The organism is Streptomyces sp. NPDC057702, assembly GCF_042799315.1.
GTDB lineage: Bacteria > Actinomycetota > Actinomycetes > Streptomycetales > Streptomycetaceae > Streptomyces.
Genome location: NZ_JBHVJC010000022.1, coordinates 49,859 through 73,154, shown reverse-complemented (window position 1 = coordinate 73,154; position 23,296 = coordinate 49,859). Strand labels below are relative to the sequence as shown.

17 protein-coding genes and 3 pseudogenes are annotated in these 23,296 nt (G+C 76.3%); 9 read left to right on the top strand and 11 right to left on the bottom strand.

Annotated elements, in window-relative coordinates; translation table 11 throughout:
- The 3 genes and pseudogenes from ACFVFR_RS18495 to ACFVFR_RS18485 all read right to left on the bottom strand — a co-directional run.
- On the bottom strand, positions 1-1,005 hold the full coding sequence (locus ACFVFR_RS18495; protein ID WP_383702902.1) for an AAA family ATPase: 1,005 nt from the start codon (positions 1,003-1,005) through the stop codon (positions 1-3).
- Positions 1,006-1,231: 226 nt separating this feature from the next.
- Positions 1,232-3,334 carry a trypsin-like peptidase domain-containing protein gene (locus ACFVFR_RS18490; protein ID WP_383702783.1) on the bottom strand — a complete coding sequence of 701 codons (2,103 nt, stop codon included), beginning with the start codon at positions 3,332-3,334 and terminating at the stop codon, positions 1,232-1,234.
- 53 nt (positions 3,335-3,387) lie between these two features.
- Positions 3,388-3,729, bottom strand: a pseudogene (locus ACFVFR_RS18485) (CU044_2847 family protein); the annotation flags it as partial.
- 564 nt (positions 3,730-4,293) lie between these two features.
- Between ACFVFR_RS18485 and ACFVFR_RS18480 the strand changes: the two are divergent.
- Positions 4,294-4,473, top strand: coding sequence for a DUF6104 family protein (locus ACFVFR_RS18480; protein WP_176164035.1), 180 nt, complete (start codon positions 4,294-4,296; stop codon positions 4,471-4,473).
- A 500-nt stretch (positions 4,474-4,973) separates the two neighbouring features.
- Positions 4,974-5,912 (top strand): serine hydrolase, encoded by a 939-nt coding sequence (locus ACFVFR_RS18475; RefSeq protein ID WP_383702780.1) that lies wholly within the window; start codon positions 4,974-4,976, stop codon positions 5,910-5,912.
- A 126-nt stretch (positions 5,913-6,038) separates the two neighbouring features.
- On the opposite strand, the gene ACFVFR_RS18470 is transcribed toward ACFVFR_RS18475, so the two are convergent.
- A complete protein-coding gene (locus ACFVFR_RS18470) occupies positions 6,039-7,142 on the bottom strand; it encodes a hypothetical protein (RefSeq protein ID WP_383702778.1) in 1,104 nt (367 codons plus the stop codon).
- Positions 7,143-7,255: 113 nt separating this feature from the next.
- On the bottom strand, positions 7,256-8,026 hold the full coding sequence (locus ACFVFR_RS18465; protein WP_383702776.1) for a TetR/AcrR family transcriptional regulator: 771 nt from the start codon (positions 8,024-8,026) through the stop codon (positions 7,256-7,258).
- Positions 8,027-8,285: 259 nt separating this feature from the next.
- Between ACFVFR_RS18465 and ACFVFR_RS18460 the strand changes: the two genes are divergently transcribed.
- A complete protein-coding gene (locus tag ACFVFR_RS18460; protein WP_383702774.1) occupies positions 8,286-8,906 on the top strand; it encodes a malonic semialdehyde reductase in 621 nt (206 codons plus the stop codon).
- Positions 8,907-8,957: 51 nt separating this feature from the next.
- Here ACFVFR_RS18460 and ACFVFR_RS18455 read toward each other — a convergent pair whose 3' ends face one another.
- The 3 genes from ACFVFR_RS18455 to ACFVFR_RS18445 all read right to left on the bottom strand — a co-directional run bounded on the left by ACFVFR_RS18455 (position 8,958) and on the right by ACFVFR_RS18445 (position 13,588).
- The gene (locus ACFVFR_RS18455) at positions 8,958-9,353 is read right to left on the bottom strand and encodes a nuclear transport factor 2 family protein (protein ID WP_383702772.1); all 396 of its coding nucleotides are present in this window, start codon (positions 9,351-9,353) and stop codon (positions 8,958-8,960) included.
- A 115-nt stretch (positions 9,354-9,468) separates the two neighbouring features.
- Positions 9,469-10,404: an NAD-dependent epimerase/dehydratase family protein gene (locus tag ACFVFR_RS18450; RefSeq protein WP_383702770.1), complete on the bottom strand. Its 936-nt coding sequence runs from the start codon at positions 10,402-10,404 to the stop codon at positions 9,469-9,471.
- 112 nt (positions 10,405-10,516) lie between these two features.
- Positions 10,517-13,588 carry an alpha/beta fold hydrolase gene (locus tag ACFVFR_RS18445; RefSeq protein WP_383702768.1) on the bottom strand — a complete coding sequence of 1,024 codons (3,072 nt, stop codon included), beginning with the start codon at positions 13,586-13,588 and terminating at the stop codon, positions 10,517-10,519.
- Between the two features lie 471 nt (positions 13,589-14,059).
- On the opposite strand from ACFVFR_RS18445, the gene ACFVFR_RS18440 reads away from it, so the two are divergent.
- The 3 genes from ACFVFR_RS18440 to ACFVFR_RS18430 all read left to right on the top strand — a co-directional run bounded on the left by ACFVFR_RS18440 (position 14,060) and on the right by ACFVFR_RS18430 (position 17,236).
- Positions 14,060-15,037: a DUF4097 domain-containing protein gene (locus ACFVFR_RS18440; RefSeq protein WP_383702766.1), complete on the top strand. Its 978-nt coding sequence runs from the start codon at positions 14,060-14,062 to the stop codon at positions 15,035-15,037.
- The gene (locus ACFVFR_RS18435; protein WP_383702764.1) at positions 15,037-16,218 is read left to right on the top strand and encodes a helix-turn-helix transcriptional regulator; all 1,182 of its coding nucleotides are present in this window, start codon (positions 15,037-15,039) and stop codon (positions 16,216-16,218) included. The genes ACFVFR_RS18440 and ACFVFR_RS18435 overlap by 1 nt, the downstream gene beginning before the upstream one ends.
- Before the next feature lie 289 nt (positions 16,219-16,507).
- On the top strand, positions 16,508-17,236 hold the full coding sequence (locus tag ACFVFR_RS18430; protein WP_383702762.1) for an antibiotic biosynthesis monooxygenase: 729 nt from the start codon (positions 16,508-16,510) through the stop codon (positions 17,234-17,236).
- A 149-nt stretch (positions 17,237-17,385) separates the two neighbouring features.
- Here the strand turns inward: ACFVFR_RS18430 and ACFVFR_RS18425 are convergent, their stop codons facing one another.
- Positions 17,386-17,859, bottom strand: a complete 474-nt coding sequence (locus ACFVFR_RS18425; RefSeq protein WP_383702760.1) for a hypothetical protein — start codon at positions 17,857-17,859, stop codon at positions 17,386-17,388.
- Between the two features lie 222 nt (positions 17,860-18,081).
- Positions 18,082-19,488, bottom strand: coding sequence for an MFS transporter (locus ACFVFR_RS18420; protein ID WP_383702758.1), 1,407 nt, complete (start codon positions 19,486-19,488; stop codon positions 18,082-18,084).
- A 266-nt stretch (positions 19,489-19,754) separates the two neighbouring features.
- On the opposite strand from ACFVFR_RS18420, the pseudogene ACFVFR_RS18415 reads away from it, so the two are divergent.
- The 3 genes and pseudogenes from ACFVFR_RS18415 to ACFVFR_RS18405 all read left to right on the top strand — a co-directional run.
- Positions 19,755-20,072, top strand: a pseudogene (locus tag ACFVFR_RS18415) (ABATE domain-containing protein); the annotation flags it as partial.
- Positions 20,073-20,267: 195 nt separating this feature from the next.
- Positions 20,268-20,519: pseudogene (locus ACFVFR_RS18410) on the top strand (CGNR zinc finger domain-containing protein); the annotation flags it as partial.
- A gap of 501 nt (positions 20,520-21,020) precedes the next feature.
- Positions 21,021-22,142: a hypothetical protein gene (locus tag ACFVFR_RS18405; RefSeq protein ID WP_383702756.1), complete on the top strand. Its 1,122-nt coding sequence runs from the start codon at positions 21,021-21,023 to the stop codon at positions 22,140-22,142.
- Between the two features lie 151 nt (positions 22,143-22,293).
- Here ACFVFR_RS18405 and ACFVFR_RS18400 read toward each other — a convergent pair whose 3' ends face one another.
- Positions 22,294-23,256 (bottom strand): zinc-binding dehydrogenase, encoded by a 963-nt coding sequence (locus ACFVFR_RS18400; protein ID WP_383702754.1) that lies wholly within the window; start codon positions 23,254-23,256, stop codon positions 22,294-22,296.
- Positions 23,257-23,296: the final 40 nt, after the last annotated feature.

Below are 23,296 nucleotides of genomic sequence, written 5' to 3'. Positions count from 1 at the left end.
TCACCTGGGCCGGTCGAGGCGTTGGATGAGCATGTCGGCGAGCCGGTTGCGCGTGGGCGGGGCGGCGTGGTGCGTGAGGTAGATGGCGTTCAGGAGCTGGTCGGTGGCCAGGAGTTCGCTGCGGGAGCGCTCCAGGAAGCGCAGCACGAGGTCGTCGCCGACGCGGGCCAGCTCCTCGCCGAGGTGGGCGCGGACGACGGTGGCCAGGCGCTCGTGGTCGGGCTGGCCGAGTTCGAGGTGGATGCAGCGGCGCAGCAGCGGGGCCGGGAAGTCGCGTTCGCCGTTGCTGGTGAGGACGACGAAGGGGAAGGCCCGGCAGCGCACCCGGCCGTCCCGGATGGTGACCTTGGCGCCGTCGTCGGTGAGCACGTCCACCTCGGGCTCGCGCTCGGCCAGGCGCTGGAGTTCGGGGATCTCGAACTCGCCCTCCTCCAACACGTTCAGCAGGTCGTTGGGCAGGTCGATGTCGCTCTTGTCCAGCTCGTCCACGAGCAGCACGCGGGGCCCGGCGGTGGGCAGCAGGGCGGTGCCGAGCGGGCCGAGCCGGATGTAGCTGCCGATGCCGCCGGGTACGTGGACCGGGCCGGCGCCGGCGGCCCGGCCGCTGGCGGCGATCTGGGTGTCCTGGAGGCGGGCGATGGCGTCGTAGCGGTAGAGGCCGTCGTCCACCAGGGTGCTGCGGCTGACGATGGGCCAGCGCAGGACGCGGCCCAGGCCCAGTTCGTAGGCGACGGCGTGGGCGAGGGTGGACTTGCCGGTGCCGGGGCTGCCGGTGACCAGGAGGGGGCGGCGCAGGTAGAGCGCGGCGTTGATGATTTCGAGTTCCTCGCCGCTGGGCCGGTGCAGCGCGGCCATGTGGCGGTAGGCGCCGAGCCGGCGGGTGGAGGCGCTGTCGGTCTCGGGGCCCGGCTCGACCAGCGGCGCGCCGTCGAAGTCGCGCCAGGGCGGCGGCTTGGGCAGGGCGGAGATGCCGGGATGCGGCTCCCCGGTGCCCCGGTAGATCAACCACTCGCTCGCCGCGCCACGGCCACCGCCGCGCGGCGGCTCGGCGGGGTCGGTGACATCAGGTCCGGTGACGTCGGGGCCGGGGTCCGGGTTGCCGTCGGGCACAGTCACAGCTTGCTCCTCGTCGCGCGGTTGTCGATGGCGGGAGCGCCGACCTCGACTCGACGGTAGCGCCGAATCGCGTCGAGCGGGGCACAGACGGCGCAAGGCGGGGCGGGTACGGCCCTCACGGCGCCTCCAGCGGTTGGTCGGCACCGGGCAGCGGGCGGGTGGGATCGTCGTAGAGCAGGGTGATGCCCGCCGCCCAGTACGCCTCCGGAACGCCGTCCTCCAGGTCGGCGCGCAGCCGCCAGAGCGCGGCCGGCAGCCGGTCGGCCTGGCCCGCGCCGGACACCGTGCCGATCGCGCCCCGGTGGAAGTCCGCGCAGACCCCGTCCCGACCCACCGGCTCGCGCCGCCACAACACGACGTCGTGCCCGCCGTCCATCACCTGGCGCAGCGCGCCCGGGTCGGCGCCGGGGTCGGCTGCGCGGCACAGCACCGGGAGAAGGAAGCTGTCCCAGGCGAGCAGGTCGGCGACGGCGGGCACCGACTCGGGCCGCCCGTCGTCGCAGTCGAGCACGAAGGGGCGCATGGGACCCACGTGGGCCCGCTTCCACCGGGACTGGCGCGGCGTGCTCACCTCGCCGACCTCGCCCGCCGCATCCCCGTCGTACGCGCCGGCCAGCGCGCCCGGTCCGTGCGGGTCGGCCGGCGCGCGGTCCGCGCGGCGCACGACGACGGGGCGCGCCCGCCCCAGCGGGCCCTCCTGGGGTGGCACCCGCCACTGGTCCACGGGAAAGCCCAACAGCGCGTACGGCAGGGCCACTTGCAAGGTCACCGGGCTGCCCGGCTCGTCGCCGCGCCGGAAGGACTCGGCCAGCGCGGCCCGCAGCCGCTCGGGGGGCTCGTCCAGGCCCCGGACGCCGTAGTCCTCGTCCACCGAGACGAGTTCGCCCGAGGGGCGGGCGACACACACCCGCCAGTCGTAGCTGCCGCGCTCCCAGCCGCGCGGGGTGATCTCCAGGAGGGTGTGCGAGCGCGCGCCGGCCTCCGGGGCCGGTGGCCGGCCGTGCGCGGGCGGCCGGCCCGCGGCCGCGGCCGGGCGCGAGGGGGCCGCGTCCTCGGAGACGGTCTCCCGGCGCAGCCGCAGCCGCGCGGCCCGCTCGCCGCTGAGGGCGGTGCGAAAGGCGCGCGGCAACTCGGCGTCGGCGGCGGCCCGCGCGGCCCAGTCCCACAGCGCGCGCTCGGCCTCGGGCGCGGCGGGGTAGGGCCGGTCGGCGGTGGCCACGTGCACCGCGTAGCGCAGGACGGCCTCCAGTTCGCTGCGGCCCTGGCGCAGGTCGTACAGCAGGCCGATGCCGTCGCGCCAGCCGCGCGGGGCGGGCAGCCGGCCCTCGTAGGGCTGTCCGCGCAGGCCGGTCACCAGCTCGTCCAGGCTGCGGGCGCTGACCGGGGGCGGCAACTCGGCCAGCAGGCCCAGGAGTTCGACACGCTGACCGGGGGTGAGCGCGCGGCTCGCGGTGGCCCGTAGCTCGCTCAGCCCGTCGGTCCAGGTGGCGCGGTCCACGTGGTCGTTGCGGTGCTGGTCCGCGTGGTAGCGGTCGTGCGCGTGCAGTACGCGCTGGTACAGGTCGTGCCGCTCGCCGCGCACCGGTCCGGGCGGGGTGGGCAGGCGGCGGAGCTGGACGACGGAGATCGCCAGGCCACCGTCCCGGCCGTTGCCGCGCCGGGCCTTGAGGACGCCGATGACCTCGCCCCGGTCCAGGTCCACCAGCGGGCCGCCGGAGCAGCCCTCGGGGATCTCGTCCTCGTTGCCGAGCTTGAGCCGGCCGTCGGTGCCGAGCTCGCCCCGGATGGTGCAGCGCCCGCTGATGTCCTCGATCTGACCGTCCTCCTCGGTGCAGCCGAAGAACGCGACCTCCTTGCGGGTGAAGACCTTGGCGGTGCGCTCGGAGAGCCAGACGCAGCCGTGCGGCGCCGGCTCCAGCATGCGGATCAGGGCCAGGTCGGGCGCGGGCCACAGGCCGCCCGCCGGGTTCTCCTCCGGCTGTGCCCACTCGACGACGCCGGGCACGGTGCGCCCGCCGAAGGTCAGCCCCACCTCGCGCCCGCCTCCCCTCTGGCGCATCGCCACGTGGGCGCAGGTGAGCACCCAGTTCGGGGCGATGAAGAAGCCGCTGCCCCAGGGCCGCGGAGCGGGCCCGTCCGGGGCATACCCGGGGCCCGGCGCGTGGATGCGCACGGTGGCCGCGGCGATGAGGGGTGCCAGGGTCTCGAAGGGGTCCACGTCGGCGTCGTGTGCGCCCCCGGTGTCCACCCCCCTCACCCGGCCGACCCGAGGTCGGCCGGTGGCCCGCCCTGCCAGGTGAGGGTGACGCTGATCGCCCCCTTGGCCTCGCCGCCCGCGAGCAGCCCGACGACCGCGCCCGCCCGGCCGGTGAGCTCGATGCCGAACGTCACGCTGACCTCGTCGGGTCGCGCCTCGCGCAGCGCGTCGGCCAGCGAGCGCGCGACGCCGGTGACCAACGCGTCCAGGCTCTCCATCCGGGCCAGCACGCGATCGGCGATGCCGGTGTCCGCGTACCCGCCGCGTACGCCCCCCGTGAGCTCCTCCACGCCGGTGACGCGCACCCAGACCGGTGTGCCGTCCGGTAGCTCCACCCGAGTGATGCCCTCGCTCATCACGCCCCCCGCTCCCCAGCTGTCGGAAAAGGCTAGCCGGCCCGGCCGGTGGCGCGCGAGGGTCCGAACTCCCGCTGTGCGTAAGGGTGGTGACCACGGCGCACGGGAGCGCGACGCGGCTCGGTCGTATGCGACGGGCGGGGCGCGCGAGTACGCCGGGGCGGCGGGGTGGGCCGTGACGGCAGGGCCCGGTGGGGCGCGCGAGGGGGGGCCGTTCGCGCGGACGGAACGGGGCGCGGGGTCCGTGTCGGGCGGCCGGCGGGAGACGGGAGGCGCGTCCCGACGGGGCGGCGGGGGGCCTCGGCGGGACGGCTGGGGCGGACCTGCGCGAGAGGGGCGGGGCTGCGGTGGGGCGCGGTGCGGCGGGCGAGTCGGACCAGGCGGGGTGGACCGGGCCGGGCGGGCCAGGCGCGGGCGGAGCGGACCAGGTGGGTCAGGTCCGGGCGGGTCAGGGCGGGGCCGGGGGCTCCGTGGGGCAGCGCTTATCCTGGACGGTGGCGGTCGGGCCGGCCCAGCGCACCCCGACCCCGTTCCCCTCGCCCCTCTCGTCTTGCGGAGCACGCCTTGTACTTCACCGACCGCGGCATCGAGGAACTGGAGAAGCGGCGCGGCGAGGAGGAGGTCACCTTCGAGTGGCTCGCCGAGCGGCTGCGCGAGTTCGTCGACCTCAACCCGGACTTCGAGATCCCGGTGGAGCGGCTGGCGACCTGGCTGGCGCGGCTGGACGACGAGGACGACGAGTAGCCCCACCGCCCCGGGCACGGCGGCCCCCGCGTCGCCCGACCCGCCACCCCGCGCGGGCCCCTGGCCGGAGCCCGTACGCCACGCTTCGCCCGCGCCACCCCGCGCGGGAGGCCCTGCCCGGAGCCGGTGCGCCACTCGCCCCGCCGCCCCGCGCGGGAGGCTCGGCCCGTGGCCCGTGGCCCGTGGCCCATGGCCCGTGAGCCGCGTGACGCCCGCGCCGCCGGGCGGGTGGGCGCGTTCCCCGCTCCGCACGTCGACGGGGCACCCGCGTCCGGAGGGGCCGTGGGCCCGCCGCGCGCCGGGCCCGCCCGACCACCGCGCGTGACGGCGGGCGTCGCCCCGGTCGCCCGCCCGTCGTCGTGGTCGCGTTCGTCACAGAATTCGAACATCCCCCGCACAACCTTTCGGCACCCCTGATCTGTCTTGGAGTCGGGGCGCACGCCGGTGCGCCGAAGACATGACGTGCGCGGCGCCCAGCGCGCCGCCAATGGGGGAACCTCATGCCGCAGTACCGAATATCCAGGGCGTCCCGCCTGTCCAAGCCGGGGCTCGGCGCCCTGGCGGCGGCCCTGGCCGCGGGGGTGCTCGTGCCGCCGGTCGCGGGGGCCGGGAGTGCCACCGCCGCGGCGCCCAAGCCCGTGTGCTCCTCGAAGAAGCCGGGGCTGGCCGCGAAACTGACCAAGGACATCGACGCGGCGCTCAAGGGCCGGCGCGCGACGGCCGCGGTCGCGCTGTACGACCAGAGCACGGGCACCACGTGCACGCTGCGCGCCGACCAGAAGTACGACTCGGCCAGCGTGGTGAAGGTGACCGTGCTCGGCACCCTCCTGTGGGACGCGCAGAAGTCCAAGCGCAAGCTCACCCAGCGGGAGACCAAGCTCGCCACCGCGATGATCACCAAGTCGGACAACGACGCGACCAGCGCGCTGTGGAAGCAGCTCGGGGTCACGCGGGTGAAGAACTTCCTGCGCGCGGCCGGCATGACCAAGACGGTGCCGGGCAGCGGCGGCTACTGGGGGCTGACCCAGATCACCGCCCGCGACCAGCAGCGGCTGCTCCAGTTGGTGATGACGAGGAACACGGTGCTCACCGACGCCTCGCGGGCGTACGTCCGCAAGCTGATGAGCCAGGTGGTCACCGCGCAGCGCTGGGGCACCCCGGCGGGGGCGCCGAGCGGCACCGCGATCCACGTGAAGAACGGCTGGCTCTCGCGCGCCACGCACGGCTGGCGGGTGCACAGCATCGGCGCGTTCAGCAAGGGCGGCAAGGACTACACGATCACCGTCCTCAGCCACGACAACCGCACCATGCAGGACGGCGTGAACGCCATCCAGGCCGTCTCCCGGGCCGTCCACAAGGACCTGCGCCCGAGCACGACGATCGCGCGGTACGCGCCCACCCGCACCCCGCAGGAGACGCACCCGCTGGTCCCGCGCTGACCCACCCGCGCCCGCCGCGCCCGGCCCCCGACACGGGCCGGGCCCCGGCGGGCGCGCGCGGTCACGGGGCGGGGCGCCGGGCGTGACGGTCCGGGCGGTCCCGCCACCCCGCCGCGCGAGCCCGCGTCACCGTCCGGGGCAGCCGGCCTCCCCGCCCGCGTCCCTGGTCGCCGACCGCTCGCGCGCCCTGCCTGAGACCAGGCCGGCCGCGCCGTCGACGGCCAGCAGCGCCCCCAGCGTCGCCCAGCCGGGCCGGTGCCGGCGCAGGCCCCAGACCGCGAGCGGGAGGCCCACGGCGAGCTGGGCCGCGCACACCGCCGTGACCCGGGGGCCGCGCGTCCAGGGCCCGGGCGGGCCGTCGCGCAGGCTGTTCAGCTCGGCCCGGACGGCGTCCCGCCAGCCGCGCCAGACCAGGACCTCGGCGCCGGGCGCCGCGTGCAGCGCGGCGTGCAGGCGGCGCTCGGGCGCGCCGGCGGTGAGCCCGGCCGGCAGCCGCAGCCCGGCCCGGGAGAGCACCGCGACGAGGCCGACCAGCCGTTGCTGGACCACCGTGTTCGGCCCGGCCGCCGCGCCGGCCGCCCCGGGCCGGGCGCCGTCGGTCGCGCCGGAGCCGTCCGGGGCCTGGCTCGTCGGGGTCGCCCGGGTCAGCTCGTCCAGCGAGGCGCCGTCCAGCACCGGGTCCAGGCCCAGCCGCGCGATCAGGGCGCTGGCCGCCTCGTCGTCGCCGGCCGGGGCGCCGTCGGCCAGCCAGGCGAAGGTCAGCGGGCGCCGGAAGCCGGTGGCGACGGTGAACCCCGCCCCATCCGGGCCCCACCACACGCCGATCACCGGCCACGGCTCACCGGCGGCGACGGTACGGGCCAGGTCGGCCAGGGCGTCCGCGTCCGCGAGCGGGGGCCGCCGCTCCGTGCCGCCCCGCCCGGTGGCCCGGGCCACCGCTCCGACCAGGCCCGCCGCGTCGCCGAGGCCGCCCCGCTCGGGGTCCGTCCCGGCGTCCGGCGGGGCCGGGCGGTCGGCGTCGCCGCGCGCGAGTGGGGCCGTGGGCGGCTCCTCGGGCTCCGCCGGGAGCAGCACGCTCCAGCCCTCGCCGGCCGGGGCCAGCAACAGCGGAGTGGGCAGCAGGCCGGCCGAGGGGCGTACGGCGTCGGGGTCGGCCCGACAGAGCAGCAGCGCGCCGCTGAGGGGGCGACCGCGCGGCGCGTCGGAGGGCAGGGCAGGGGGTTCAGGCATGTTCACCACGCAGTGACCGTTCGTCCGAAAGCGAGCCGCTCGCCCCGGTGGGCCGTGGTTCGGGCGGGGCGCTCCCCGCGCGAGCACCCGGTCTTATGCCCCGGGTTCCCAAGTTAAGCCTGATAGGCCCGAACGAACAGTTCCGCCGCCTCGTCGCAGAGCGTCACCGCGTCCGTGTCGGCGAGCGGCTGGGTGCCGTAGGTCGAGGCGTGGAGCCCGCGCTGGACCAGCAGGGCGACCAGTTGTCGGGCGGCGCCGGCCGGGTCGGGCACGGCCAGCTCACCCGTCCGGGTGCGCTGGCGTAGCAGGTCCGCGCCCGCCGCGACGAGGGCCTCCGGCTCGCCCTGCGCGCAGGCCGGGCGCAGCGAGGGGTAGCGCGCGGCCTCGGCGATGATCAGCCGGCGCAGCGCGGAGGCCCGCTCTTCGAGCAGCACGGCCAACACCTGGTGGCCGTAGGCGGCGAGCGCGGCGCGGGCGTCCGCCGACGGCGGGGCCGGGGCCGGGACGGGCGGGGTCGGGGTGGGAGGTGGTGTGGCCCGCTCGTCGGGGCCGCCTGCCAGGCCCCGCGCTCCGCCGCCCGCCGACGGCTGCCCGCCGACCGCCGGCGGGGCCGCGAAGCGGGCCGCCACGCGGTGCCGCTCGCCCTCGACCGCCGCCAGGAACAGGCGTTCCTTGCCGCCGAAGTGGTTGTAGATGGTCTGCTTGGAGACGCCCGCCTCCTCCGCGATGGCGTCCACGCTCGCCCGGTCGTACCCCTCGCGCAGGAAGATCGCCACCGCCGCCCGCAGGATGGCCTCCCGCTTGGCCGCCAGTCGACCGGCCGGACGGCCGACCGCACCGCCCCGACGTCCTCCGCGCGCCCCGTCCACCCGCTGGTCGCCCACGCTCCACCTCCCCCGCCCGCACGCCGCGGCCCGCGCCGAACGGGCCGCGCGCGGCCGGCCTTGCCCTCATGTGTCCGCCGACTCTAGCCTTCACTCCGGACGCGAACTAGACAGCACAGTCCATGAAATACGCGACGTGTACGCCGTCCCCACGCCACTCGCGTCGCCTCCGTCCCCCCTCCCCCGCGCCACCGCGTACGCCCCGTGCCGCCCCGCCGCCCGGCCTCCCACCCGCTCGCCACCGTCAGGAGAAGCTTCGATGACCGCACCGGCGCACCGTGCCGCCAGCACGCCCCTCACGTTGTCCCCGCAGGCCCAGGACCAGCTCTTCCGTACCGCCCGCACGGCGAACACCTTCACCGACGAGCCGGTCACCGACGCCCAGGTCGCCGCCATCCACGAACTGGTCAAGTACGGCCCGACGTCGCTGAACCAGCAGCCGCTGCGCGTGGTCCTGGTCCGCTCGGCCGGCGCGCGGGAGCGGCTGGTGGCGCACATGGCCAGCGGCAACCGCGCGAAGACCGCGACCGCGCCGTTGGTGGCCGTGCTCGCGGCCGACCTCGACTTCGACGAGGAGCTGCCGCGCCTGGTGCCGCACCTGGCGGACCCGCGACGCTTCTTCACCGACCCGACCGCGCGCGCGGCGTCGGCGCGCTTCAACGCCACCCTGCAGATCGGCTACTTCATCGTGGGCGTCCGCGCCGCCGGCCTGGCCGCCGGCCCCATGTCCGGCTTCCAGCCGGAGGGGGTGACCCGCGAGTTCTTCCCCGACGGCCGACACCAGGCGCTGCTCGTGGTGAACATCGGCCGTCCGGGCCCCGACGCCTGGCGGGAGCGGCTTCCCCGGCTCCCCTACGAGGACGTCGTACGCACCGTCTGAGGGCACCCGTGGCGGCCGGCCGGGCCGAGCCGGCCGCCACGTGGCCCGGGGTCAGCTCTCGATCAGCCGGTGGAAGATGACGGTGTCGAAGATGTCCTCCATCCTGGCCGCCCGGCCCTCCCGCATGGTCCAGGAGTGCACGAAGTCCAGGGTTCCCGTGGTCCCCCGGTGCGAGGTGACCTCCCGGGTGCCGAAGACCACCACCCGGTCGCCGGCCTCGATGAACTCCACCGGGTTGAGCCGCATGCCGCCGAGCACGGACGGCACGTGGGCCATGAAGTCCCTGATGCCCGCGTGGCCCAGCTTCGTGCCGCCCAGCTCGCCCCCCATGCCCTCGGGGTGGACCCATTCCACGTCGGGCCACATGGCCGCGAGCACGCGCTCGATGTCATGGCTGGCGAAGCCGGCGTAGGCCGCGCGGATCGTCGCGATGTTCTGGGAGGTCACCGGTGTTCTCCTCGGTTCGTGCGGCCCGCCGACCGGGGTCTGAGGCGCCGGGTCCGCTGTGCTTGGTCTGCTCTGCGCTCCCCGTCCTGGGCCCGTACGGTACGCGCCGCCGGGCTCACGCGTCCGCCTCGGCGAGCAGCCGCCCCGGATGGTGCGCCGCCAGCGTGCGCCGGATGCCCTCGCGCCAGTCGACGACGCAGTCGCCGATGAGGGCGCGCCGCAGCGTCGGGTCGAAGGCGTACGTCTCGCGGGTGACCTCGCTGGGCACCAGGCGCGGCGTGACGCCGGTCAGCTCCGCCAGGTGACGGACGCAGTCGGTGACGCCGATCGGCTCGTCACCGCCCCAGTTGACGATCCGGGCGGGGGCGGCGGCCACGTCCCACAGCAGCGGCACCTGGCGCACCAGGTCGTCGGTGTACAGCGGGGAGCACCAGTTCTGGCCCTGGGTGGGCACCGCGATGGGCTCGCCCGCGAGCATGCGCTGGAAGTAGAGCATCGGTACGCCGCCGTAGCCGCCGGGCCCGTACGCGATGTTGAGCCGCGCGATGGTCGTGGGCAGGCCCAGGACCTGGGCGAAGGCGCGGGCCGTGCCCTCGGCGGCGATCTTGGCGACGGGGTAGGGCGGCAACCAGTCGGCCACGCCGTCCAGCGGGTCGCTCTCGCGGTAGGCGTGGTCCAGGCCCTGGCGCGCGTAGACGGCGCCCGTGGACACGTACAGGAACGCCTCGGCTCCCGCGCAGTGCGCCATGAGCTGACCGGTCGCCACGGCGTTGGCGGCCACCGCCGCGTCGAAGTCGCCGTCCTCGCCGCGCCGCACGGCGCTGTGCAGCACGTGGGTGAAGTCCGTGGGCACACCCTCCAGTGCCGTGGGCGAGGTGTCGTTCATGTCCCAGTACCGGGTGGTGATGGAACGCTCGGCCAGGGCGCGTGCCACGCCCGGGGTGCCGAAGCGCCCCAGGCACCACACCTCGTTGCGCGCGGCCAGCGCCTCGGCCACCGGCCGCGCCACCTGCCCCGTGCCGCCCGTGACCAGGATCTTCTTTCCTTCCACCGGTTCTCCTCGGGTCGTTGTGCACCAACGTGTACCGCCGCGTCCGGGCCTTCGTGCCGCCGGCCGCGCGGGGTGGAGCCACGGTGGGCCCCGGTCGGGGCCCACCGCCGTCTCACGGGCCGGTGTCCTCGCCCAGCGCCCGGTCGAGTTCGCCGCGCAGGATCGCCTGGAAGGTGGCGACGTGCGCCGGGCCGAGCATCGTGTAGTGCTCGCCCGGCACCTCGATGTAACGATTCTTCGAGCGGGTGTGCTCGTCCCAGCGGCGCAGCTCGTGCGCCAGCCAGTCGGCCTTGGTGCCGCGCAGCGGGGTGGCGTAGAAGACCGTCATGGCGCGCACCGTCCCGCGCGGCTGGTAGTCGCGGCCGAGCGCGGTGAGGCCGCTGGCCAGCCGCGCCCAGGCGGTGAACCCGGGCAGGTCCAGGTCGAGTTCGCGCAGCCGGCGCGCGGGGGCCTGCTCCAGCAGGTGGGCCAGGCGGCGTTCGGCGGGCAGCGCGCGCAGCGCGGCGGGCAGTTCGCGGGCGCGGCGCTGGTCGATCAGGTCGAGGAAGAGGGCCAGGTTGGTGGCGGTCTCCACGAGGTCGAGCTGGTCCATCCGGTACTTGATGTGCGGCGGCAGGTTCAGGCTGCCGACGAAGTCCACCCGCTCGCCGAGCGCCTCCAGCCGCTTGGCGATCTCGAAGGCGACGGCGCCGCCGTAGGAGTAGCCGGCGACCGCGTACGGGCCGTGCGGCTGGCGGGCCCGGATGGCCGCCACGTACGTCTCGACCATCTCCGCGAAGCTGGCGAACGGTTCCTCTCCCGCGTCGAAGCCCCGGGCCCGCAGCGCGTAGAAGGGCCGGTCGTCGGCGAAGTAGCGGGCGAGGTTGACGAAGACCAGCACCTCGCCGACGCCGGGGTGCACGCAGAACAGCGGGGTCTTGGCGCCGCCGCTCTGGAGCGCGACCACCGGGTCGTACGCCGCCGGCGCGGCCCCCGCGAGCGGGCCGGCCTCCAGTCGCGCGGCGAGCTGGCGCACCGTGGGGGCGGTCAGCACGGTGATGACGGGCAGGTCGGCGACGGCGAGGGTGGCCGCGACCCGGCGGCGGAGCCGGAGGATGTCGAGCGAGGTGCCGCCCAGGTCGAAGAAGCTGGCGGTGGCGCTGACGCGGTCGCGCTCGAAGAGCTCGGCGTAGATCGCGGCCAGCGCCCGTTCGGTGGGCCCGCGCGGCGGGACGTGGCCGCCGAGCTGGCGTTCGGCCAGCGCCGCGACCTCCGCGATGACGGTGTCGTACGCCCCCGCCTCCAGGCGCTCGCGCATCCGCTGGCGCAGCGTCTTGCCGAGGCTGGTCCGGGGGAAGGCCCGCGCGGGCAGCGGCAGCACGTGGGCCGGCCGGAACCCCCAGTGCGCCACGACGGTGGCGCGCACCGCCGTCAGCAGCCGGTGCAGCGCGGGCCCGCCGGACGCGGCCGGCTCCGGTTGGACGGCCACCACCAGCTCCTCGGTGTCGTGGCCCGCGCGGCGGATGGGGAACGCGGCGACGTGCCCGCGCGCGACACCCGCCAGGCGCCCGACGGCCGTCTCGATGTCGTGGCTGAAGTAGTTGACGCCGTTGACGATGACGCTGTCCTTGGCCCGCCCGACCAGGACGAGACGCCCCGCCGCTGCCTCCCGCGCCGCCCCGCGCGCGACACCGGCCGGGTCCGACCGCGCGGCGCCGCCCCCCGACGCGGACGCCGCGCCCGCGCCCCTCCCGTCGGAAGGGGCATCCACATCGCCCACACCACGCGCGGCGTCGGCGTCGGCCTCGCCGGTCAGCACGCTGGGGGCGCCGTCGGGGAGCCCGTCGATCCGGCCCAGGTCGCCGCTGCGGAACCAGCCGTCGGGGGTGAACGCGCGGGCCGTGGCGGCCGGGTCGCGGTGGTACCCGTCGGTGATCATCGGGCCGCGCAGCTGGAGCTCGCCCACCTCGCCCGCCGGGCACACCCGCCCCCGCGTGTCGGCGATCCGGACGCGCAGCCCGCGCACCGGCCGGCCCAGCGAGGCGAACTCCCGCCCCGCGTCCACCTCCGGGAAGCCGCGCGAGTAGACGCTGCCGGCGCAGGTCTCGGTCATCCCGAAGGCGGGCCACAGGGCGTCCCCGCGCAGGCCGTACGGGGCGTGGCGGACCAAGAACGCCTCGCCGGTGCTCCGTACGTTGGCCTCGCCGCCGCTCACGATGTGCCGCAACGCCCGCAGGTCGAGCCGCTCGGCGGGGTGACCGACGTCGGGGGCGCCGGCCGTGGGCGGGGCGATCGCCGGCGGCCGGTCGGTGGCGGGCGCGTCCGTCGCGGGCTCGTGCGTGGCCGGCGCGTGCGGCGCGTTGAGCAGGCCGAGGAGGAAGTTCGGGGTGAAGGTCATCGTGACGCGGTGACGGGAGAGCAGTCGGAGGAACTCCGGGGGATCGCCCAGCACGCGCGCGCTGGCCACGTGGAACTGCTCGGCCCCCACCGCGAGCGGCAGCAGATGGGCCTCCAGGAGCGCGGCCACGTGGTCGAAGGAGATCCAGTTCAGGGTGCGGTCGGCGCTGGTCAGGCGCTGGCGCTCGGCCTTACCCGCCATCGCGGCCAGCAGGTTGGCGTGGGTGAGCCGCACCGCCTTGGACCGGCCGGTGGAACCCGAGGTCAGGACGAGCAGCGCGAGGCCGTCACCGGCCCCCGCCCCGGCCGCCGGCCCGTCCCCGCCCGACCCCGGCGCCGCCACGATCAGGTCCTCGACGCGCGCCGTCCGTGTCCGCCCGACCGGCGCCGCGCCGGCGGCCACGGCCTCGGTGGTGAGCCACAACGGCCCGTCCAGCACGTCGTCGACCTGGGCCAACAGCGCCCGGCCGCGATCGGCGTCGGCCGGCAGGGGTGGCAGCGGGCAGGGCACGAACCCGCCCAGCACGCAGCCCCAGAAGGCCGGAACGACGTCCCGTGCCCGGTCCAGGAGCAGCGCCACCGGGTCGCCCGGGGCCAGCCCGCGCCGGGCCAGGCCGGCCGCGAGCCGCTCCGCGCTGTCGAGCAGGCGCGGGTACGACTGGAAGACGGCCTCACCCGAGGGCTCGTCCGGCAGGTAGTGCAGGCCGGCGTCCGGGTGACGGCGCGCCGCCTCCCGGAGCAGGTGGGCGACGGACTCCGCCGCCGTCGCCCCGTCGGATGTCGCGACCGTCAACGATGGGACCTTCATCAACCCCACTGACCCTTCTCCTCCGGGCTTGGTTCGCCTCTTCCGACTCCGCTAGCGCCGTGCCCCGGTCATCGCCCGCCCCGGGTGCGGCCCCGTTCCCCTTTCCGTGTCGGCCTCGCTCCCCGCCGCGCCGGCTTCCGGTCGGGTGGGCCGCCGGCGCGCGGTCCAGCGCCGCGCCGGGGCACTCCTGGTGACATGCCGTCACCTGGCGTGTCCACCGCGTGCGGAGATGAAAGCTAGCAGTGGTGAAGATGCGCGAGCCATCCACCGGACACGCCCGCGAGCGTGCCCTGACCGCCACCTGAGCACGCCCTGAGCCGCCCCTGACCGGCGCCTGAGCAGGGCCCCAGCCGACCCTGAGCGCGCCCCGTGGGCGCCGACCGCGCCGCTTGACTTCCACAATCCGCGATATATCGTGTTCAGCAGTAGACGCGATATGTTGCGTCCGTGCTCCACCTGGGGAGGCCCCGCATGTCAGCCCGGTCCACGTGGTCGCTCAGCGCGCCACAGAAGCTCACGTTCGACGACCCCGTCACCGCGCTCCACGTACGGATCGTCGACGGCACCGTCAACGTCGTCGGCTCCGACGCCGGCCCCGCCCGCCTCGAACTCTCCGAGATCGCGGGCCCACCGCTGCTGGTCAGCGTCGAGAACGGCACGCTGAGCATCGCGTACGAGGACCTGCCCTGGCAGGGCTTCCTCAAGCTGCTGGACCGCAAGGGCTGGCAGCGCACGGCGCACATCACCCTGACCGTGCCCACGGGCGCGCGTGCCGAGGTGGGCACGGTGCACGCCACGGCCGTCGTCTCGGGACTCAGCGGACGCACCGAGGTGCGCGGCATCTCGGGCGACAGCACACTCGTCGGCCTCACCGGCCAGGTGCGCGCCGACACCGTCTCCGGCCGCGTGGAGGCCCAGTCCCTCGGCGGGAGCCTGCACTTCAACTCCGTGTCGGGCGAGCTCACCGTCATCGACGGCACCGGCTCCACGGTCCGGGCGGACTCGGTCAGCGGGGACATGGTGGTGGACGTCGCGCCCTCCGCCACCCCGGCCGACCTGCACCTGACCACCGTCTCCGGCGAGATCGCGATCCGGCTGCCGGACTCGGCGAACGTGGCGGTCGACGCCCAGACCACCAGCGGCCTGGTCTCCAACGCCTTCGACGGCCTCCAGGTGGACGGCAGCCCGTGGGCCGGGCCGTGGGGCGCCTGGGTCTCACCCGGTGGCGCGGGCGGCAAGATCACGGGCACGCTGGGTACGGCGGGCGGTCGGCTGAAGGCCACGAGCATCTCAGGCGCCATCGCCGTCCTCCGCCGCCCACCGGCCGAGGACACCGGGACCGACCCCGCCGACGGGTCCCCCGGCCCGGCCGGACCGGACGACCCGAGCACCCCGCACCGCCCCGCCGACTCCCCCCAGGCCCCCTCGTTCGACAAGAAGGTCCTCTGATGCCCCCCGTCTTCGCGCACGGGCGCCTGCGCCTGTACCTGCTCAAGCTGCTCGACGAGGCCCCGCGCCACGGCTACGAGGTCATCCGACTGCTTGAGGAACGCTTCCACGGCCTGTACGCGCCCTCGGCCGGCACCGTCTACCCGCGCCTGGCCAAGCTGGAGGCCGAGGGCCTGGTCACGCACACCACCGAGGGCGGGCGCAAGGTCTACTCGCTCACCGACGCCGGCCGCGCCGAACTCCGCGACCGGGGCGGCGAACTGGCCGACCTGGAGCTGGAGATCCGCGAGTCCGTCGCGGAGCTGGCCGCCGAGATCCGCGAGGACGTGCGGGGCTCGGCCAGCGACCTGCGCCGCCAGATGCGCGAGGCCGCCACCCAGGCGCGTACGGCCGGGAGAACCGGCCCCGACGCGGGCGAACGGCCGGGACCCCGCGACGAGCGGCGCGCCGACGCGGGCGGGGCCGGGCGGGACCGGGCGGGCGGCGGAGCCGGGGAGAGCAAGGGCGGCAAGGGCGGCGGCGCCCCCTGGGAGAGCGGCCCGTGGGCGGACTCGGAGGCGTGGCGGCAGGCGAAGGAGGAGTTGCGGCGGGCCAAGGAGGAGTGGAAGGAACAGGCGCGCCGGGCCAAGGAGGAGAGCCGTCGCGCCAAGCAGGACGCCCAGCGCGCCCGCCGGGAGGCCAGGGACGCCCGCGACTTCGCGCGCGAGGAGATCGAGCGGATCGCCCGCCGGGTGCAGGAGCAGACCCAGGCGCACCTGCGGACCGGGGACTGGCAGGGCGCGCTGCGCGAGAGCCTGTCCGAGGTCACCCGCGCCATGACGCGGATGGGCCAGCCGGGCTCCCGGGCGGACGGCGCGGACTCCGCGCCCCCGGACGCCGACGTCACCGTCGAGCGCGTCGAGGACGCGCCCACGACCCGGGAGGGGGTGGGGGCACAGGAGGAGGCGGGGACCCCCGACGGCCCGACCGGCCCGCTTCCCGAGTGGGCCACGGCGGACGGCGCCGCGTCCACCGACCCGGCACGCGACCTGGAGCGGCTGCTCGACCGGTTCCGTGACGGCGTCCGCGACGCCGCCCGCGACCACGGCGTCACGACGACCCAACTGGCCGCCATCCGCGCCCGGTTGGCGCGCACGGCGGCCCACGTGGACGACGTCCTGCGCACCGACCCGAGGGAGTAGCGACGGCGGGGCCCGACCGAGGGCGGCGCCTGGCGGGCCGGGGTCCCGCGACGCGCGGGCCAGCGCGCGGGGCCCCGCGAGGAGGTGCGGACTTGGCGGGGTGCGGCCCGGCGGGGCGGGCCCCGACGACGTGCGGCCCGGCGGGACGATCTCCCGCGGGGCGGGGCCCGGCGTTCGAGGGGGCGAAGGCGCGAGGGCCCGGCGTTGACTTGAACCGTGGTTCACGTAGCAGAGTCGGGCTCGCGGGCGATCGTCGGCCCGCTCTCCCCCGGCACGACAGGAGCGCCCCGTGACCTCCCCCGCCACCACCCCGCCCCTCCCCGACGTCACCCGGCCCGACGCCGGGACCATCCTGGTCAGCCCCTGGCTGGTGAGCGATCCGGCGTTCCAGCGCGCCGCGGCCGACTCCCTGGTGGACTCCTGGGAGGCGATGGAGCGCCCCGACGCGATGCTGACGCTGACGACGCTGCTGAGCACGGACGGCGGTCGGGTCCTCAACTACGCGCAGTGGACCAACGACGAGGACCACCACGCCTTCGTCCGCACCCGCCGTCCGGCCCTGGTCCGCGCCATCGACGACGCGCTGCCGGGCATCGAGCGCCCGGGGTTGACCCGCTACCGGCTGTACGACAGCTACCGCGCCCCCGCCGACGTACCCGCGCCGGGCGCCGGGACCCCGACCGGCCCCGCCGCCCGGGCCGTGGTCGAAGCCGTGGTGACGGGCGAGTTCGAGACCGACGGGCCCACGGAGCAGCGCCGCCTGGCCGACCTGGTGATCGCGGGACTGCGCGAGAGTCCCGTCCCCGACCTGGTCGCCGCCCACTTCCATCTGAGCCTGGACGGCCTGCGGGTCCTGAACTACGCGGAGTGGGCCTCCCACGACGGGTGGCGGTCCTTCGCCGGGAGCGGCACGGCCCAGGCGTTGGCCGACGCCGTCAACGCCCTCCCGGGCATCCGCCCGCTCGGCCCCACGCCGTACGACCCCTACCGCGCCGTGGTGAACGTCCCCGCCCCGTGACCACCGCGCTCACCCGGCCACGCCGGAGCGGGGCGCGCCGCCGACGGGCCCCCTCCGACGGCACGGGAGCGCACCGGCCGCCGCGCGCTCGGCCACTGCGGCGGTCATACCCCGCGACCGGACGGGGCCGTGACGCGCGTAGCCCCGCCTCAGGAACGGGCCGCGCGGCCGGAGGTGGGGGCCGGCTTCAGGGTGAGGACCGCGCGCTGGTCGCGGCGGTATATGACCCAGAAGGCCCCGGCGAGACCGACGAACGCCGTGCACAGCCCCACCGGAATCCACACCTGGAGCCTGAGCCGGGTGTGCGAGGCGTACGCCCAGCCGCTGCCGGCGAACACCGTGTCGCCCTTGGCGACCTGCGGGCCCTCGATCTCGCCCATGCTGACGCGCCCGTCCGCGAACTGCCACTCCCCCTCGCAGTGCTCGGGCTCCGTGCCCGGCCCACCGGCCTCCGCGCAGCGCGCCACGGTGCGCACGGTCGCGCTCTCCCCCGTAGCGAGCTGCTGAGCCTGGCGGCCGACGAACAGCCCGACCACACAGATCACGGCCAGCAGCAGTCCGGTCGCGGACAGTAGCCCCGAGAGGCGCCCACGCCTCGCTGGCCCGGCATGAGTCGGCTGCACCGCATCCGGTGTCGTACGCCTCACCCATCTCTGTGACTCGCTCAGCACCCCGCGCACCCCCCTAGGTACCGTACCCGCGGCCCCCATACCCGGCGAGAGCCCGCGAACACGCCGCTCGCGGCGGGCGGTGGAGCCACCTGGCCGCCGGCCTCGCACCCGAGCGCGCCCCCCGGCGCGGGGCGAGGGGCGAGCGAGTCGCCCGGGCGCTCCGGGCGCCCCGGCTCACTCCGCCGCGCGCAGCGCCTCCGGGGTGACCACGCGCAGGAACACCGGGACGGTCGCGGCCACGCTCACCGCGAAGACGAGGAACGCGCACCGCACGCCCCACCACTCGGCCAGCACGCCCATCAGCCCGGCGCCCACCGGCAGCGCGCCCCAGCTGAGCAGCCGGGCGACGCCGCTGTAGCGGCCCATCATCGCCTCGGGCACCTGGTTCTGCGCGATGAGGCGGGCGTTGACGGTCCACAGGGTGCCGCCCATGCCGCCGACGAACGCCGCCAGCGCGACCGCCCACAGCCGCGTCGTCAGGGCGGGTACGGCCATCATCGCCAGGGTGCCCAGCAGGTCGGCGAACATCGCCCAGCGACGGCCGAGCAGCCGGTTGACCCAGGTCGTGGCGACGGCCCCGACGAGCCCGCCCACGCCGAGCGCGCTCAGCACGATGCCGTACGCGTCCGGCGACAGCCCCATGTACCGCGTCGCGACCAGCGGCATCAGCGCGAGCCAGGCACCCCAGCTCGCGCACAGCACGGTCAGGATGAGCGCCATGGTGCGCAGGAGCCGGTGCCCCCACAGGTGCCGCAGCCCCTCGGCGATCTGCGCGTGGACGGTGTCGGGCGCGGCCGGGGGCCGCCCGCCGTCGACGGTCACGGGCCGCACGGCGCCCGCGGTGTCGGCGTCGGTCGGACCGTCGGTGACGGGCCCCACCTCGACGGGCCCCACCTCGACGGGGCCCGCCTCGACGGGGCCGGGCTGCGCCACGTCCCGCACGGCCCGGAAGCGGCCGGTGAGCAGCAGCAGGACCAGGCTGGCGGCGGCGTAGGTGACCCACGTGGCGCCGAGGGCCACCCCCGTGCCCGCGGCGACGAGCAGACCGCCCACGAAGGGGCCGCAGAACTCGTTGGCGACGGTCTCCGTGCCGGTCAGCCACGCGTTGGCGCGCTCGCGCTCCGCGCGCGGGACCACCACCGGCACCAGGGCCGCCGCCGACGTCAGCGCGATCACCTCGGCCACCCCGAGCACCAGCCCGGCCAACGCGAGCGCCCCCAGCGTCACCCCGTCCACCGCGGCGAGCGCCAGCAGTCCGCCGACGGCCAGCAGCCGCATGCCGTCCGCGAGCCACAGCAGCCGGCGCCGGTCGACCCGGTCGACGAGCACGCCGACGTGCAGCGCCACCAGCAGCCACGGCACGGTCAGGGCGAGCGAGACGAGCGAGATCCGACCGGGCGAGTCGGTGATGCGGGCGGCCATCAACGGCAGGGCGATCTTGGTGACGCCGTCGGCGAGGTTGGTGATCGCGGTGAAGACCAGCAGGACCGCGGTGTTGCGCGACCGCGCCCCACCGCGTGGCGCGGCGCGCGGGGGGTCGGCGGTCGCGGGTGCGGCGGTGGTCGCGGCGTCAACGCTCATCGAGGTCGTCCCCTCCATCAAACCGGCGTAACCAGCTATCGACTTTGACTGGTTATCGCGAGGAGCCTGGCACGGCCCGCCGAAGCCGTCAACCGGTCAAACGCTTTGCCGGTTAGAGGCGGGGTAGGCTGGAGGAGGCGCCCCGAGCCCGCCCACGCGACGGGCTCGCATCGGGCGCAGCGCGACGCGCCCGGGCGCGACACCGACACCCCACCGCCGGGACCACCCGGCCGGCGCGGGGCGACTCGCGAAGGAGGCGACGGCACGTGTACGAGGAGCCAGCGACGGCCCGACTCATCGAGGACTTCGCGAACACGCTCGACGTCGAGGAGGGCACCGACGACCTGAGCACGCCGGAACGGCTCACCGACTGGCTGGTCGAGCAGCGCCTGCTGGCCCGCCCCCACCACGCCGACGCGACCGACCTCGCCCTGGCCCGCCGGCTGCGCGCCGGGCTGCGCGAGCGGCTGGGCGTACCGGTCGGCGACCAGCCCGCCGCCGCGCTGCTCGCCGACGCGGACCTGGCCCTGCGCGAACTCCCCCTGCTCGCCACCCTCGGCGGCGCCCCGCGCCCGGACGCGCCGGGCGTACCCGCCCGAGCGGAGACGGCGGGCGAGGCGGGGCGCGCGGGCCCGCCGGACCCTTCGGGCGCGCCCGACCAGACAGCCAACCGAACGCCGCCGCCCGCCCCCGCCGCCGACACCCCGGCCGCCACCCGCCCCCTGACGGCCGACGCCTCCGTCGACGCCGCGCCCGCCGACACGGGGCCGGCCCTGGTCCCCGCCCCCGGGCTGCCCCCGGTGCGGCGGGCCCTGGCCGTGGTGGCCGCGGCCTGGAGCGAGTTGGTGATCGCCGGTGACACCGCGCGGCTCAAGCGGTGCGCGGAGCACGCGTGCGCCTGGGTGTTCTGGGACGTGTCGAAGAACCGCAGCCGCCGCTGGTGCTCGATGCGCGTGTGCGGCAACCGCAACAAGGCCCGCCGCTTCGCCGCCAAGCGCGCCACCACCCCGCCGACACGCCCGACGAACTAAGCCTGTGTGAAACGGTGTTGGGCCGCACCCGACCCCGGTACGCCGGATCGTCACTCCCGGCGGAACAGCGGTCGGCCGCCCCCGGTCGCGCCCCATACGCAACGTCCTTGCGTTATGGGGTCGTTCACGTCGGCGCCGCCCCGCCGCTATCGGTCCGCTCCCCACCGGACCGGCCGGATGTCCCCCCACCCGGCGGTGACCTGCCGGTATGCGCGACGGCCGGGCGGGACGCCGCCCCAGGCCCGCTGGCCAGCGACGTCGTGGAGGGCCGGCGTCCGGTGAACCGGCGTGCGCGGGCCGGGCCACGGCCCGGCCGGGCGGGTCGCGGTCCCCCCGCCGCGGCACCCGCCGTGCGCTCCGCAGGGCGCACTACGCCAGCCTTACGGAGGAGGCGTATCTCCGCCCTGGGCGGGTCGTGGATGCGTCGCCCGTGAGATGTACTGGGAGGTCTAGTGGCCGTGCCGCATCGTGCGGCGCGCATGACGCGGAAGAGGGAACCGTATGTCCTTGCCCGCCGCCATCACGGTGGAATTCGACTCCGCCCCCGGGGCCGACGAGTTGCTCTCGCAGGAGCTGGCCGACCTCGTGGACCACGACCTGGCCGGGGGGTGGCCGTCGGCGCGCACGCCGACCCGACGGCCGACCGCACCGGAGTCGCCACCGGCGATCGCGCGGGCGGACGCGGTCAGGATCGGCGCCTTCGCCTGCCGGGGCGTGGTCGTCCTCCGGCGCGAGGGCCATCTCCTGTGCTGGGCCCGCCTGTTACAACCACCAGGCGAGTCGGCGGCCGTCGTCTTCGACCCCGTCCTGGTCACCGGCGTGCCCAGACGCCCGCCCACCGGGTCCTACGGACCGACGACCGGCACCCCCCAACCGACCCACGAGGTCGAGCTGCTCACCCTGCTGCTGCGGCACGCCGCCGCCCGCGCCAAGGAACTCGGCTTCGCCACCATCAACTGGAGCGGGCCCGACACCGGCCCCGTCGGCCGTGCCGCCAGCGCGCTCGGGGCGCGCGTCGACGGGGAGCTCGGCCGGCACTGGACGGTCCCCGACCTCAAGGCGTGGACCCCGCCCCCCGGCCTGCCCCCGGCTCCCCTGCGCACCACGCCGCGCCCCTTTCCGACCGGACCGCACCCGGCCGTCGACGCGTACGTCCGGCTCTACAACACCGTGCACGCCCAGCACGACCACCAGGGCGGGCCCGTCCCGGGCGACCTGGCCGGCGCCCTGCCCGAGGGCGACACGGGCACGCCGCCCTGTCCGGGCGCGGGCGGCGCGCCCGAACCGCCCTGGAACGCCGCGGGCATCGACGCCTACCTGACCGACCGGGCGCCCCAGGGGCACGTGCTGGACCTGCTGGGCGCCGACGGCTCGCTGACCGGTCAGCTCGCGGCGGACCTCGTCGACGGTCGGGCCCTGCTGGAGGTCACGGTGCCCCTCGAAGCGGCGCCGACCGAACTGGCCGCGGGCATCGCCGGGTTGATAGACCACCTGCGCACCGCCGAGGCCGACGCGGCGGACCTGGACATCCGGGAGATCGCCGACCCACCGCTGCGGCGCGCCGCCGAACTGCTGGGCGCGCGCATCACCAGCCGCTGGCAGGCGTACGCGCTGACGCTCTGAGCGCGGCCCACCCGACGCGGCGGCACCGGGGCCGCGTACCGCTTCGGCCCGCCCCCACGGGCGGGCCATCGGTCGATCGGGACCCGGCCCGCACGGGGCCGGCCCGTACGGAGTCCCGGGCGCGCCGCCGCTCGACGCGCGGTCGGCGGCGTCAGACGGTCAGGACGACCTTGCCGAACACGTCGCCCCGCGCCAGCTTCGCGAAGCCCTCGCGGGCGCGGTCCAGCGGCAGCACGGAGTCGATCACCGGGCGCACGCCCGTGGTCGCGCAGAAGTTCAGCAGGCCCTCCAGCTCGTCCCTGGTGCCCATGGTCGAGCCGACGACGCGTAGCTCCAGGAAGAAGATCCGGTTCAGCTCGGCGGCCCGCGGGCTGGGCCCCGAGGTGGCGCCGGAGATGACCAGGGTGCCGCCCGGCTTGAGGGACTTGACCGAGTGCGACCAGGTCGCGGCGCCGACCGTCTCGATGACGGCGTCCACCCGGCGCGGCAGCCGCGCGCCCGGCTCCACCGCGGCCACGGCGCCCAGTTCCAGCGCCCGCTCGCGCTTGGCCGCGTCCCGACTGGTGGCGTACACCCGCAGCCCGGCCGCCTTCGCCAGCACGATCGCCGCGGTCGCCACGCCTCCGCCGGCGCCCTGCACCAGCACCGCGTCGCCCGGCCGCACGCCGGCGTTGGTGAACAGCATCCGGTACGCGGTCAGCCACGCCGTGGGCAGGCAGGCGGCCTCCTCGAAGGAGAGCTCCTTCGGCTTGCGCAGCACGTTCCACTCCGGCACCGAGACGCGCTCGGCGAAGGTGCCCTGGTAGCGCTCGGTGAGGATGGAGCGGGGCTCCCCCACGCCGACGCCGTGCCCGCTCTGGCCGATGACCGAGTGGAGCACGACCTCGTTGCCCTCGGCGTCCACGCCGGCCGCGTCGCAGCCCAGGATCATCGGCAGACTCTCCTCGCCCAGCCCCACCCCGCGCAGCGACCACAGGTCGTGGTGGTTGAGGGAGGCCGCCCGGACGTCGACGGTGGTCCAACCGGGCCGGTCGGCGGGCTCGGGGCGGTCACCCAACTCCAGCCCGGACAGCGGCTGGTCTGGATCGATGCGTGCGGCGTAGGCGGCGAACATGCCCCGACCCTAGGGGCGCGCCCAGCCGGGCGGAACCACG